This window comes from Promicromonospora soli, assembly GCF_014653785.1.
GTDB classification, from domain to species: domain Bacteria; phylum Actinomycetota; class Actinomycetes; order Actinomycetales; family Cellulomonadaceae; genus Promicromonospora; species Promicromonospora soli.
This window is the reverse complement of record NZ_BNAS01000001.1, coordinates 662,983-676,427: the sequence shown is the minus strand read 5'-3', so window position 1 is coordinate 676,427 and position 13,445 is coordinate 662,983. Positions and strand designations below refer to the sequence as shown.

Sequence of the window (13,445 nt, the reverse complement as noted above, 5' to 3'; positions counted from 1 at the left end):
CGGCGAGGAGCCTGATACGTTCGGCGCCATGGAGCATCCCAGCGCGTGCGGGCGGGCGATCGTGCTCGAGACCGAACGGCTGCTGCTCCGGCCCTGGCGAGTGTCCGAGGCCGTTGTCCAGCACGAGATGTGGACCGAGCGTGATCCTCGTGTCCCTCCGCATCGTCGGATCGGCGCAGATGGCCGCCCTACTGTCGAAGATGTCGAGGACTGGATCCGCAGCCGGTCGGAATCCGACTTTCTCGGGCTGCCGGCAGCGGAACTGAAGGGATCCGGTGACGTCATCGGCTACTGCGGCCTGATCGAGAACACTCATGGCCGGGAGAACGAGCCGGAACTCGCATTCGAGCTGCTTCGCAGGGCCTGGGGCCAGGGGTATGCGACCGAGGCTTCGTGGGCGGTCCTCGGCTGGGCGCAGGCGTCGGGGTACCGGCGGCTGTGGGCTACGGTCCGGGACTGGAACGCTGCTTCCCGCGGGGTGCTGGCGAAGCTCGGGTTCATCCAGACCGACCGCGTGGAACCCGACGAGGTCCATGGGGACTCGCTGTTCATGACGAAGCAGCTGTGACCACCGCCTGATCTGTCGGCGCTGCGGGACCGGCCGCCGACTGTCAGTGGCTCACGGCAGACTGAGCCCGTGCACACGGTGATCTCGCGGGAAGGTTCGGATATCGGCCTCCGGTCGGTTTCCGACTCCGGTGCGCCCGCGGGCGAGCCGCGCATCGTCGAGGCGTCCCGCCTGGCTCACGAGGTGGCGGCCCACGAGCCGTCCCACGTCCGCTGGACCTGGGACGACACGAACAACTGGTACCCGGCCCTCCTCGCCGACAGTGTCCGGGTCGACCGCGCGCACGACCTCCGGCTCGCGCACGCGGTCCTGCGCCGCTCTGCACTGGCCGCACACACGGCCCTCGCCGAGGCAGGACCCACGGCCTGGGACCGGTTGGCCCCGGTCCCGCCCCCCGGCGGCCCGACGGCCGCCGCTCTGGTCCGCCCCGAACGCCATCCCGGTTCCGAGCCGCTCTTCGACCTCGGCGAGATCAGTGCGCCCGCGCCCCGGTCCGAACCCGCCCGCGGCGCCAGGGATGAAGCCGCCCGAGGCGGCACGCACGCGCCCGGTGAAGGGCCGGGTGACGAGTCCCTCGACCCCGCGGCAGAGCTGGCCGCCCAGCTGGTGGCGCTCAAGGACAGCACCGACGCCGGCCGCCTCAGGCTCCTGCTCGCGGCCGAGTCCGCCGGGGCGCTCGCGGCAGCCGAGATGCACCACGCCGGACTCCCGTGGCGCGGCGACATCCACGACGAGATCCTCACCGAGGCGCTCGGCCCACGGCCCCGGCCGGGTGCACGCCCCGCGAAGCTGGAAGACCTGGCCAACCGGATCCGGGAAGCCCTCGACGCCCCGCCCACGCTCAACCCCGACTCACATCCCGACCTGCTGCGCGCCATGGAGTACGCGGGCGTGGGCGCTCGCAGCCTGCGCAAGTGGGAGCTGGAGAAGCTCGACCACCCGGTGATCGCCCCGCTCCTGGAGTACAAGGGGCTGTACCGCCTCTACACGGCGAACGGCTGGAACTGGCTGGACACCTGGGCGCCGGACGGCCGGTTCCGCATGGAGTACGTGGTGGGCGGCGTGGTCACGGGCCGCTGGGCGAGCACGGGTGGCGGCGCGCTGCAGCTACCGCACAACGTCCGGCGAGCGGTGGTCGCAGACCCGGGCTGGACCTTCGTCGTGGCCGACGCCGCCCAGCTCGAGCCGCGCGTGCTGGCCGCTCTGGCCCGCGACGAGCGCATGGCCGCGGCCGGCCGCAGCAAGGACGGAGCGAGCACCGACATGTACGCGGGGATCGTGGCGACGGGCGCCGTCGACTCCCGGGAGCACGCGAAGGTCGGCATGCTCGGCGCCATGTACGGCGGCACCACGGGCGTGAGCGCGCAGGTGCTGCCGCGGCTCGCCCGCGCGTTCCCGCAGGCCATCGACCTGGTCGAGCGCGCGGCGCGAGCCGGGGAGCGCGGCGAGGTGGTCAGCACCCGGCTCGGCCGCAGCTCGCCCCGGCCGGGGGAGTCGTGGGCAGCCGTACAGGGCTCTGCTTTCGACGAGGACGCCGGGGCCGACGCCCAGTCACGCGCTCGCAGCCAGACGCGCTCCTGGGGTCGGTTCACCCGTAACTTCGTGGTCCAGGGTACCGCCGCCGAGTGGGCGCTGTGCTGGATCGCGTCGATCCGCCGTCGGCTCTGGGCGCTGGGGGAGGCCACTGACAGCGCCCAGCCTGGGCTGGCGCCCGCGCCGTTCGATCGCCGACCGCACCTGGTGTTCTTCCTGCACGACGAGGTGGTGGTGCACGCCCCGGCAGCCCTCGGCGATGTCGTCGCACAGGAGGTGCGGGCCGCCGCCGAAGAGGCCGGCCGGCTCCTCTTCGGCGACTTCCCGGTGGACTTCCCGCTCAGCGTCGCCGTGACGGAGAGCTACGCGGACGCGAAGGGCTGAACCATCGCTCGCGTGGCCGGTCAGGCGGGCAGCAGGCCGAGCGCTGCGGTGACCACCCGCGCGGAGCGCGCCGCGGCGTCGTCCACGTGGGTGAGGAACTCGGTTCCGTCTGGTGCGCACAGGTCCGAGACGGCACGCACGGACACGAAGTCGACGCCGAAGTTGTGGCACAGCTGCGCCAGCGCTGCCGACTCCATGTCGATGGCGAGCATGTCGGGGAAGTCCGCGCGCAGCCGCAGCGCCAGGTCAGCGGTCGCGAACTTCTCGCCGGACCCGATGGTGCCCTCGCGCAGGACCAGTGGCTCCGGGGCCCCGGCGTCGAGAGTCGCCGCAGCGCGCCGGACGGCGTCGGCAAGCCCGGGGGCGGCGTCGTACGCCTCGGGCATGCCCGGGACCTGGCCGAGCACGTACCCGAAGGCGCGGGCGTCGGCGTCCGCGTTCACCAGGCGGGCGCCCAGCACGACGTCGCCCACGGCGACGTCCTTCGCGAGCCCGCCCGCACTGCCCGCGCTGATCAGCGGCACGTCCGCGCCGTGGCGCAGGATCGCGCTCACGCCGGCGGACGTCGCGTTGACGAAGCCGATGCCGGTGCGCACCAGCACGACCGGCCGGCCGGCCAGCATGATGCGCCGGTGCTCGGCGAGGCCCACGCGTTCCGGCTCGCCCACCTCGGACGCGAGGGAGAGGAAGGGCGCGGCCTCGTCGTCCATCGCGACGAGCACGACGGCGACGGGTCCTTCGGCGGTCACTGGCCGGTGGCCGCGTCGCGCGCAGCCGCCTCCCGCGCAGCCGCATCCCGCGCAGCCGCGTCCTCGGCCGACGCCTCGCCCGGGGCTCCGTCACCGAACACCTGCGACCACACGCCGCGCGCCGAGAGGAACACTGACGCCGCCTCCTGGGCTCCGGCCAGCGAATGGTTCGCCCCCCACCCGCACTGCACCTCGTTGGCCGCGGGTACCTCGTTGGCGGCGACGATGTCGCGCATCGTCGCCTCGACCAGACCCAGGACGTCCTCGTAGGCGGGCTCGCCCTGCAGCATCAGGTAGAAGCCGGTCTGGCAGCCCATGGGGGAGAAGTCCAGGACAGCGTCGGAGTGGTTGCGCGAGTGCTCGGCGAACAGGTGCTCCAGGGAGTGCACCGTCGGCATCTCCAGGTGCGCGGTGTTGGGCTGCGTGAACCGCACGTCGTACTTGACGATCACGTCCCCTCCCGCGAGCTGCTTGCGGTCGGCCAGCCGCACGTACGGGGCGGCGACGGCGCGGTGGTCCAGGTTGAACGACTCGACGTTCATGCGGGGTGCTGACTCGGTCACGACCCGAGCCTATGCCGTCAGCGGCCGACCGTCAGCGGCCGACCGTCAGCGCCCGACCTTCAGGCGATCCGCACAGACACGCCGCGCACAGCCTTGCGTACTACGCTGCATCGCGTGAGCAGCGACGCCCCCGCACGCGACGGGTCGAGGCCAGACAACTCCAGCGGTACCGCACACCCCACGCTGGCGCAGGTGGTCGGCGCCCTCGACGGCCTCTACCCGCCGTCGACGGCGGAGGGGTGGGACGCCGTCGGACTGGTCGCCGGCGACCCGGCCGCCGCCGTGCGCAAGGTGCTGTTCGCCGTCGACCCGGTGACCGCGGTCGTCGACCAGGCCCTGGACTGGGGTGCTGACCTGCTCGTCACCCATCACCCGCTGTTCCTGCGCGGCGTGAGCTCCGTGGCCGCCACCACGTTCAAGGGGTCAGTGGTGCACCGGCTGCTGACCGGCGGCTGCGCCCTGCACGTCGCGCACACCAACGCCGACGCCGCACCGCGCGGCGTAGCGGACGCCCTCGCCGACCTGGTCGGCATCACCGACCGACGGCCGCTCGAGGTGAGCGCCGCCGGCGAGACGCACGACCTGTCCCACGGCCTGGCCCCCGGCGCGGGTCACGGGACGGACTACGGCACGGACCGCGGCATCGGCCGCGTCGGACGCCTCGCCGAACCCACCACGCTCGCCGGCTTCGCCCGACGCGTCGCGGCCGCGCTGCCCGCCACCGCCCAGGGCGTCCGGTTCTCCGGTGACCCGGACGCGATGGTGACCACGGCCGCCGTCCTCGGCGGGTCCGGCGACGGCTACTTCGACGCCGTCCGCGCCGCCGCCGCCGACGTCTACGTCACCTCGGACCTGCGCCACCACCCGGCGTCCGAGCTGCGCGAACGGGCCGAGTTCGAGTCTCGCGCCGCGGGCGCCCCCGGGCCTGCGGGCACCCCGTTCCTCGTCGACACCGCCCACTACGCGAGCGAATGGCCCTGGCTGCGCTACGCCGTCGAGGACCTCGCAGCGGCGCTCGCGGCAGCGGGGTTCACGGTCGAGGCGCGCGTCAGTGAGCTCGTGACCGACCCGTGGACGGGCCAGGTCCCCTCCCGCTGACCCCGGCTGAGCGAGTGGACTCCACTCGGGCGGGCGCGAGGTAGCGTTGGACCACCCCCAGAACCCGACCGAGAGGACGCCTCCCGTGGCTACCGCACCACCCGAAGACCAGCGCAGGCTGCTGGAGGTCCAGGCGCTCGACACCCGGGCTCAGCAGCTCGCCCACCAGCGCAAGAACCTTCCCGCGCTCGCGAAGCTGACCGAGCTCGACGGCCGGATCGTCGACCTGCGTACGTCGCTCATCGAGTCGCGCACCCGGGTGGCCGACCTGAAGCGCGAGCTCACCAAGGCGGAGAACGACGTCGAGCAGGTCCGCACCCGAGCCGACCGCGATCGGCAGCGGCTGGACTCCGGTGGCGTGAGCGCCAAGGACGCCGTCGCGCTGACCGACGAGCTCAAGTCGCTCGCCGCCCGCCAGGCGGCGCTGGAGGAGATCGAGCTCGACGTCATGGAACGGCTCGAGGCGCACGAGGACGCGCTCGCCAAGGTCGAGGCCGCCAACGACGAGCTCGTCGCGGAGAAGACGAAGGTCGAGGCCGAGCGCGACGCCGGCTGGGCCGACATCGACGCGCAGGTCCAGGTGGTCGCGGGCGAGCGGGAGACGAGAGCCGAGGGGCTCGACAAGGCGCTGGTCACGCTGTACGAGAAGATCCGCACGCAGCTGGGCGGCACGGGTGCGGCGGTGCTGAACGGCAACCGTTGCGAGGGCTGCCGCATGGACCTGCCGCCGGCCGACGTGGCGGCGATCAAGGCCGCGGCGCCCGACGCCGTGGTGCGCTGCGAGGAGTGCGGCCGCATCCTGGTCCGCGTCGTGTCCGGCGCGACCACCGGCGCCGCCGCCGGATGACCGAGGCGCCCGGGTTCGGCACGCACCGGCGTGACTCCCCGGTCCCGGTCCGAGCGGAGGTCGCGGGCTCGACCGCTGGCTGACCCGCGCGCAACACCCGGCGTTCATGCGGGTGCAACATGGCGGCGGGAGCCTGTGTTGTCACTGTGCGCCCCCCAGGAGGACCCATGCACACCCCGTTCCGCGCCACCGACCTGCCACGCTGGGCCGACCCGTCGGTCCCGACCTCGTCCCTCGATCCCCAAGGCGCCTCGCGGCGCACGTTCCTGCGTCTCGGTATGGTCGGTGGGCTGGCGCTCGCCACTGGCGCGTACGCCGGTACCGCCGCCGCCTCGGGCCGCCACGGAGACCCGCAGCTCGCGTGGCTCGTCGGCGACCACCACGTGCACACCCGGTACAGCCACGACGCCAAGTACGACTTCGACCAGCAGGCCAAGAAGGGCGCGCAGTTCGGCCTCGACTGGATGGTCTTCAACGAGCACAGCAACTTCGGGCACGCCGACAAGGGCGCCGCCGCCGAGCACGCGGAGATCATGGCCGCGCGGGCCCTCAACCCGCGCCAGCTCATCTTCCAGGGCCTGGAGTGGTACATCCCCGCTGCGGAGCACGGCACCGTGTTCGCCGCGCCCGGTCAGCACGAGGTCGAGCTGCTGCGCGAGTTCGAGCGCCTGTGGGACGGCAAGCTCAACGGCTGGGCGGCCGACCTGCCCGAGAACGAGGGGCGCGCGGTCGAGGCGCTGCGGTGGCTCGCGGCCCGCAAGGCGGACCGGTACGTCGACGACGTCCTCATGCTGGCCAACCACCCGTCCCGGCTCGGCATCGACTCGCCCCACGAGATGCGGGCGTGGCGCGACGCTGCGGCCGGCATCTGCGTGGGCATGGAAGGTGCGCCGGGTGCCCAGGGCGACGCCGATCCTGCCTGGGTCGCGTACCGCGGCAGCACGCGGGCCCAGCGGGGCGAGTACAGCAACGCGCCGCGTACGGACTCGTTCTCCGGCTACCCGCTCGAGGCCTACCGCACGTTCGGAGGCTTCGACTGGATGACTGCCACCGTCGGCGGCATGTGGGACGCGATGCTGGCCGAGGGCACCCTGTTCTCGATCACGTCCAACTCCGACAACCACCGCACCATCTGGGACACCTGGCGCGACGGCGACATGCCGGCCGGTGAGACCTTCGACTCCCTCGGCTGGAAGCCGTCCCCCGTCGACACCGGGACACCTCAGCCGGGAAGCGACTTCTGGCCGGGCGAGTTCAGCCGCACCCACGTCGGCGTGACCCGGCACGGCTATCTCGACGTCATGGGCGGCCTCCGCCGCGGCCGGGTCTGGGTGGACCACGGACATCTCGTGGACGGAATCGACGTGCGGCTCGTCGCCGCGGGTCGGGATCGCGCCACCGGCACCACTCTCGGCGGCCGGCTCACTGTGGAGCGCGGGACCTCCGTGGAGCTGAGGGTCACGGTGCGCAGCGCGCACCGGCCCAACCCGCATGGGGTGCTGCCCCGGCTCGCTCACCTCGACGTGATCCGGGGCACCGTCACGGGACCGTCGACCGACCGGGACACCTGGCGTGCGCCCGAGACGCGCGTCGTCGAGCAGGTCGACACCAGCGGCCGTTCCGGCACCTACGGCCTGCGCATCCCGCTCGGCCGCATCACCGAGTCCTGCTACGTCCGCCTGCGCGGCAGCGACGGCAACCGCCACGGCGCCGGCTATCTCGGAGCGTCGGTCGACCCCACGGGACCCCTGCCCCATGCCGACAACGACGGCGACCCGTGGGCGGACACCTGGCTCTACACGAACCCGATCTACATCGACGTGCGCTGAGCTGATCTACGGACGGCTGACCGGGCCGGCGACCGGTTGGCCGCCCGGACGCTTCAGCGTTCCGCGGGCGAAGGCCGGCGCGAGCGGCACCAGCGCAAGCACCAGGACGGCGGGCAGGGCGAACCCGAGGCGGAGGTTTTCCGCCCCCACGAACCCGGTGGCCACCGAGCCGAGCAGCGCGCCCACGTAGTTGAACTGGTTGAAGCGCGCGATCACGGCGTCGGTACGGGCACGGTCGGGCTCGGGCGCCGGGCCGGTTGCTGCACCGGCAACGGGGTCGGCTGCCGTGCCCGCCGTGCCCGCGGCGATCCGGCCCGCGGCCGAGAAGCTGAGCGGCGCCACGAGGGCGATCGCCGCGCCGAGCACCGTGAAGCCGGCGACCGCGAGGGGCCACGACGGCGCGAGCGCCACCAGCGCCAGCGCCCCGCAGGCGATGATCGCTCCGATCCGGAGCACCGGAGCCACGCCGAACCGCGTCACGAGCTGCCCGCCCGCCAGGCGAACCACTATCGACGTCACGAGGTAGGGGAAGGTGGCGAGCGCCACCAGGTTGCCGGGTGCGTCGAACGAACGCGCGAGGTAGACCGGTCCCCAGGCCGCTGCTGTGGTGTCGACCATGTAGAACACGACCAGCCCCGCTCCTACCAGCCAGATGGGCCGCCACGGGATCGGAGCTGCGTCCGACGGGACAGGACCCGACGTGGCAGCCGCGGCTTCCGTCGGGACCACGTGGCCGGGTCCGCCGTCGGACACCCCCGCGACGTCCGTGGCGCGCGGGATGAACGGCGCGAACGCGATGGCCATCGGGACCAGGACGACGAACGCGCCGAGCTCGGGGGAGAGGTGCCCGGTGGCGAGTGCCACCACGGCGGCGATGATGCCACCGGTGGTCCAGTAGCCGTGGGACGACGGCAGGATGGGGCGGCCGTACCGGTGTTCGAGGTCGACGCCCTGCATGTTGGTGGTGGCGTCGACCAGACCTAGCGCGATGCCGTAGAGGGCCACCCCACCCACGAAGAAGCCGATCGCGGGGGCGAGCGTGAGCACGGGGACGGCGACGACGATCAGCCCGAGGCCGAGCCGCAGCATCACCGCGCTGCCGACATGCCGCGCCGCGCGCTCGGTGACCAGCGAGCCGACGCCGGCCAGCAGCACCATCATGAGCAGCAGCAGCGAGAGGGCGACCTCGTCGAGCCCCCACCGCTCCAGGAACCGCGGCAGGCGGGTGGTCAGGCTGATGAAGACGAAGCCCTGCGCGAAGAACGCCGCGGCCACTGCTATTCGGGCGCCCGTCAGGCTTCTTGTCTCCATGACCGGTCATCCAACCGGTCGGAGGGCGCCAGCACCAGAGCTACCCAGCTTTCTCTTTGTTGTGGGCGCGATCGTTGCGCCTAAAACGGGCGCGTAGACGCAACGATCGTGCCCACAACAAAGAGGGCGGCTCAAGCGAGAACGAGCTCCAGCGTCCGCGGGCCGCGGGGCTTGCCGTCCAGCAGGTTCGCCTCGATCAGGGTCTGGTCCTTGCCCGAGCCGATCTCGGTGAGCATCACGGAACCCACGAGCTCCTGCGCGGCCTTGAGCACGTCCTCGCTGGTCCGGGCCTCGGCCTCCCGGCGCAGCAGGTGTCCGGCCAGCACGCCCCGCGTGTGCTTGGCGTTGTGCGAGACGACGGTCCGCTTGCCGTCGGTCTCGCGCAGCACACGCACCTCGACCCACTCGGCTGCCGCGGCGCCCGTCGTCCTCGGCCGCCACGCGGCGACGTACGTCGCGGAGCGGCAGTCGACGACGACGTCGCCCGCGGCCCGCGCATCGAGGACCTCGGTGAGGGCGGGCTTCCAGAAGGTGGCGAGCCTGCCGACGTCGGGGAGCCCGACGCCCATGCTGAGCCGGTACGCGGGGATGCGGTCGCCGGGAGCGACAACGCCCCACAGGCCGGAGAAGGTGAGGACGCTCTCCTGGGCGCGCCGCGCGGCGCCGTCGGGCAGGGTGGCCAGGCCGGCGGCCGCGTACAGGACGCCCGTGTAGACCTCGGCCGCGCGGGCCGCTGGCGCCTCGCGGAGCGCCGTGTTCCGGGCCACCTCGTCGGCGAGTCCGTCGCTCACGCCCAGTGCCGACGTCGCCCCGGGCTGCGCGCTGACCTTCGCCAGGCCGGACAGGACCTGCTCGCGCCGCGCAGTGAGCTCCGGGTGGGCCAGCGCGTTCAGGTCGAGGGGAGCGGCGCCGTCGGGCGCGGGCGTCTTGCCCTCGGAGGGCGGGAGGAGCAGCATCACGCGCCCAGCCTAAGGTCGCCGGGCAAGGCGGCTCACTAGGGTTGGCGAACATGGCGCAGATCAAGGTGTACGGGAACCGGTCGGTGTGGGATGAGCGGCGCGGAGAGATCTCCGACGCGCTGCACGAGGCACTGGTCAGCACCTGGAGGCTTCCTGCGGACAAGCGGTTCCACCGCTTCCTCCTCCTGGACGACGGCGACCTGGTCGCTCCGCGCTCGGACGCCTACCTCGTCGTGGAGATCGTCTGCTTCACCGGTCGTAGCCGCGAGGCCAAGCGAGCCCTGATCGCCGCGCTGTACGACTCGGTTGCACCGCGACTCGGGCTCGCCGCCGAGGATCTGGAGATCGTGATCCTGGAGAGCGCGCGCGAGAACTGGGGAATCCGGGGGATGTCGGGGGACGAGCTGGCGCTCAGCTACCGCGTGGACGTGTGACGGGGCGAACCTGTTGAGGCTGCTCCGGTGTAGTTGCATAGGCAGGTAGGATTCTTCCTGCGGACGAGTCGGTCGGACGGTCGCGTTGGGTGCCCCCGGGCACCCGCCGAGGAACGTCCGGGCTCCACAGGGCAAGGTGGTGGTTAACAGCCACCCGGGGCGACCCGCGGGACAGTGCCACAGAAAACAGACCGCCTCCGGTCCCAGGACCGGGGGTAAGGGTGAAACGGTGGTGTAAGAGACCACCAGCGCTGCCGGTGACGGTAGCGGCTAGGTAAACCCCACCTGGAGCAAGGTCAGACAGACTGTGTTTGAGGGCTGCCCGCCCGACTCTCTTCGGAGAGGCACAGTCGGGTAGACCGCTCGAGCCCTGCGGCAACGCAGGGCCTAGATGGATGACCGTCGCCCGCGCGGGGGTAACCCTGCGCGGGAACAGAACCCGGCGTACAGACCGGCTCGTCCGCACGACCTCGGTCGCAACCGCAGAACGGCGGCTGACCTGCATTTTCGTCTCTCGACGTTGTGCAGTGTTTGCCGCCGTTTCTCATGCTCCCGTGTAACTCTCGTGTAATTCCCCAGGTCGCCAGTGCGGGTCTGGGCCTCAGCCATACTCCCGGCTCGGGGTCCCTGATCCTCCGTCATCCGTTGGCGCGGGCACGTCTCGGACATCGGTTCTGCCGGCAGTGCAACAGGTCCCGCCGTCCAGCTCCAGGTGCGGTGGTGCTCTCTGGTCGGGCGGGACCTGTTGCACTGCCGGCGGGTTCGGTGTCAGGTCCCGATCAAGCCAATGGATGACGTAGGAGCAGGGACACCGCGGTCCCCTCGATCCTCTTGACTCCTGCGGTGCCCGCCGGAGGCACTAGTACTACAGCCGTAGATCAGGTCGCTGACCGTGGGTGATGTCGTCTCGTCGCTGGGAGTGGGCTCGGTGCTGGTGGCGCGCCGTCTCGCACCCGCGCGACCACCGAGCAAATCCTGTCCTGGTCCCGCTGGCTACGACGCCACCAACACCGAGCCCGCACCGCCCACTACCGTAGACGCGAAACGGCAGGCCACAGCCCCAATCTACGGCCGTAGTACTAGGCCGTGTCCGGTGAATCGCGAGGCCCGAGTCGCTGCTCGGCCTTGTCCGAGCAGCGACGATCAGATGCAGCCGGTACCACGCGGTATGTTCTCGGCATGCCCACGATCGATCCAGACGCTGCTTCTGTTCTCGTCGGCACGATCGTCGGCGCGGGAATCGCAACTCTAGGGTCGTGGCTCACTACCCGCCAGCAGACGGACTCAGCGAAGATGCTTGATGAATCGAGGGCTGCGGAGCAGAGGCGCATCGCGATGACCGAACGCGTGGGCCAGTTCCTTGCTGCCACCTACCATGGCATCACCTCGCTCAGGCAGCTTGCGCTGGCTGAATCCGAACTGAAGTCGACGGTAGAGAAGGTGGAGGTCTGGCCGATAGTAGATCGGCTGAACAGCGCACTCGTGGCGATCGAGGTAAATGACCCGGAGGATGTCGTTGACACTGCACGTCGCATCGACCGTGCGGTTTATGCGCTCTCTAAGGCCGCTGGTTCAGAGACGTTCACGCAGGAGTCGTGGCGAGCCAAGCGTCAGGAACACATGGCGAATCTTCCGGTGGAACTCAAGCAGATCGTTCGACAGCACGCCACGCGACTCCAGGCTGGCATCCTCTCCTAGTAGCTTTGAGCAACGAAAGACGGTCCTGGCGAGTGATCCAGGACCGTCTTCGTCATGTGTGGGGTGAGCGCCGGAGGTGCCGGGTGGGGGAGGCGCAAGGGCGCCCGCGCCCGCCGCGCCCTTGGGGGCCCTTCACCCGGCGCCCGGCGGCGCGCCTTGATCTAGTAGAGGTCAACTCCACGATGGCTGCCTCATCTTCGGGCGGATCGTGGGTTGGAAGGTGACCTTGCCAGTCAACGCAGGGATAACCGACCGGAAGTCCGCATGAGCCCCGGGCACCACCAAGGATTGACGACGCGATCGCAGTCCGCAGATAGTCCGCAAGAGGTCCGCACCAGCCCCGACCCCAACACGACCAACGGCCGGGAACGTTGGAATTCCAACGTTCTCGGCCGTTGTCGCGTTTGTCAGACATGCCGGTGGGCCGGACTGCGATCCACGAACTGTCGCCGGCGTCGATGGCGATAAGGGACTCTGCGCGGACCAGCGTGGTCAGGGGTTGATGACGCCGTCGAGGGCGTCGGTGTACTCCACCGGCTTTCCGGTCTCGTGGGCGTACCGGATCTCACGTCGCGTGGCCTCCCCGATGTACCCACCCGGGTTGACCACCATGACGCGGTCGGCAAGGTCGATCTTCGCGAAGTGCAGCTTGCCGAGCGCAGCGTTCTGTTCGTCGGTGATCTGGTCGCCGGCGTGCTCGAACTCAGCGGGTGCGACGACGATTGCCCCGGCGAGAGTCAGGTCACGATTCACCGCGCGGAACTGCTCAGCGAATCGAGTCGAGCCGCACAGGCACACAATCTGCGGGCGGGCTTCCATCACGGCCGCAGGATCGATCCGTCGTCGCTGACCATGGCGACAGCCACTCCGTGCTTGGCAGCCAGCGCGGTGAAGGTGGCTCGCGCCGTCCGTGCCTGGCTCCAGGAGAACGCCCCGTAGACCAGCGAGGTGCCGATGCTGTAGTCCGACATCTGGCTTACGAGCTCGATGTCGTTGTGCCAGGTCTCGTACGCCGGCGCGCCCGGACCATTCATCGGCGGGTAGGTCTGGATCAGCTCGTTGTAGAAGGACCGCAGATTCACCGTCGTCACATCTGGGTCGTCGTACGAGTGGTCCTCGGACCACTGCGACTGCACCTCCCACCACGCAGGGAAGTCGGCGTCGGCGACCGCTGCCGGGTCGAACGCGAGGATGTCGTAACTCATGGGCGCACCGTAGCCGCCTCATTGGTGCGTTGATCGTCACCCGTCGTTGACGGGTAATTGCCGGGCCTACCCAAGGCTTGGGGCGCCCCGTGCGATGACGGGGCGCCCCCGGACTCGGCCCGGCTTGAACGGGCTGCCACCCTCTCCAATCGGGCGCGGTCATCCGGAGCCAGCGCGCCTTGAGCGAGGACCATGCAGAGCCTACTGGCGACGTTGGCGGCGACGACTGCGGGCGAGCGGTACACATTGGGTACACATGAACGCCGT

Annotated in this window: 12 protein-coding genes, 1 other RNA gene and 1 pseudogene; 8 read left to right on the top strand and 6 right to left on the bottom strand. The window is 71.0% G+C overall.

Annotation, left to right across the window (positions count from 1 at the left end; translation table 11 throughout):
• Window positions 1-28 precede the first annotated feature (28 nt).
• Together IE250_RS03075 and IE250_RS03070 are read left to right on the top strand one after the other, a co-directional pair.
• Window positions 29-568 carry a GNAT family N-acetyltransferase gene (locus tag IE250_RS03075; protein ID WP_189667770.1) on the top strand — a complete coding sequence of 180 codons (540 nt, stop codon included), beginning with the start codon at window positions 29-31 and terminating at the stop codon, window positions 566-568.
• 69 nt (window positions 569-637) lie between these two features.
• Window positions 638-2,485: a bifunctional 3'-5' exonuclease/DNA polymerase gene (locus IE250_RS03070; protein WP_189667769.1), complete on the top strand. Its 1,848-nt coding sequence runs from the start codon at window positions 638-640 to the stop codon at window positions 2,483-2,485.
• 20 nt (window positions 2,486-2,505) lie between these two features.
• Here the strand turns inward: IE250_RS03070 and mtnN are convergent, their stop codons facing one another.
• Window positions 2,506-3,234, bottom strand: coding sequence for a 5'-methylthioadenosine/S-adenosylhomocysteine nucleosidase (mtnN, locus tag IE250_RS03065; RefSeq protein WP_229872089.1), 729 nt, complete (start codon window positions 3,232-3,234; stop codon window positions 2,506-2,508).
• Window positions 3,235-3,332: 98 nt separating this feature from the next.
• Window positions 3,333-3,776, bottom strand: a pseudogene (locus tag IE250_RS03060) (S-ribosylhomocysteine lyase); the annotation flags it as partial.
• 135 nt (window positions 3,777-3,911) lie between these two features.
• On the opposite strand from IE250_RS03060, the gene IE250_RS03055 reads away from it, so the two are divergent.
• The 3 genes from IE250_RS03055 (at window position 3,912) to IE250_RS03045 (ending at window position 7,571) form a co-directional block, all read left to right on the top strand.
• Complete coding sequence (locus IE250_RS03055; RefSeq protein ID WP_229872088.1) at window positions 3,912-4,895, top strand: Nif3-like dinuclear metal center hexameric protein; 984 nt, start codon at window positions 3,912-3,914, stop codon at window positions 4,893-4,895.
• 85 nt (window positions 4,896-4,980) lie between these two features.
• On the top strand, window positions 4,981-5,742 hold the full coding sequence (locus IE250_RS03050) for a zinc ribbon domain-containing protein (RefSeq protein ID WP_189667768.1): 762 nt from the start codon (window positions 4,981-4,983) through the stop codon (window positions 5,740-5,742).
• A 167-nt stretch (window positions 5,743-5,909) separates the two neighbouring features.
• A complete protein-coding gene (locus IE250_RS03045) occupies window positions 5,910-7,571 on the top strand; it encodes a PHP domain-containing protein (protein ID WP_189667767.1) in 1,662 nt (553 codons plus the stop codon).
• 6 nt (window positions 7,572-7,577) lie between these two features.
• Here IE250_RS03045 and IE250_RS03040 read toward each other — a convergent pair whose 3' ends face one another.
• Together IE250_RS03040 and IE250_RS03035 are read right to left on the bottom strand one after the other, a co-directional pair.
• Entirely contained in the window at window positions 7,578-8,882 is a 1,305-nt protein-coding gene (locus tag IE250_RS03040) for an MFS transporter (protein ID WP_229872087.1), read from the bottom strand.
• Between the two features lie 131 nt (window positions 8,883-9,013).
• Entirely contained in the window at window positions 9,014-9,841 is an 828-nt protein-coding gene (locus IE250_RS03035; protein WP_189667766.1) for a YaaA family protein, read from the bottom strand.
• Between the two features lie 50 nt (window positions 9,842-9,891).
• Here IE250_RS03035 and IE250_RS03030 point away from each other — a divergent pair, with 50 nt between their 5' ends.
• The 3 genes from IE250_RS03030 to IE250_RS03020 all read left to right on the top strand — a co-directional run bounded on the left by IE250_RS03030 (window position 9,892) and on the right by IE250_RS03020 (window position 11,973).
• Window positions 9,892-10,275 carry a tautomerase family protein gene (locus tag IE250_RS03030; RefSeq protein ID WP_189667765.1) on the top strand — a complete coding sequence of 128 codons (384 nt, stop codon included), beginning with the start codon at window positions 9,892-9,894 and terminating at the stop codon, window positions 10,273-10,275.
• A gap of 64 nt (window positions 10,276-10,339) precedes the next feature.
• An RNA gene (rnpB, locus tag IE250_RS03025) (RNase P RNA component class A) lies at window positions 10,340-10,738 on the top strand.
• 716 nt (window positions 10,739-11,454) lie between these two features.
• Complete coding sequence (locus IE250_RS03020; protein ID WP_189667764.1) at window positions 11,455-11,973, top strand: hypothetical protein; 519 nt, start codon at window positions 11,455-11,457, stop codon at window positions 11,971-11,973.
• Between the two features lie 492 nt (window positions 11,974-12,465).
• Here the strand turns inward: IE250_RS03020 and IE250_RS03015 are convergent, their stop codons facing one another.
• Entirely contained in the window at window positions 12,466-12,726 is a 261-nt protein-coding gene (locus IE250_RS03015) for a hypothetical protein (RefSeq protein WP_308434102.1), read from the bottom strand.
• Window positions 12,727-12,791: 65 nt separating this feature from the next.
• Window positions 12,792-13,178: a hypothetical protein gene (locus IE250_RS03010; RefSeq protein ID WP_189667763.1), complete on the bottom strand. Its 387-nt coding sequence runs from the start codon at window positions 13,176-13,178 to the stop codon at window positions 12,792-12,794.
• Window positions 13,179-13,445: the final 267 nt, after the last annotated feature.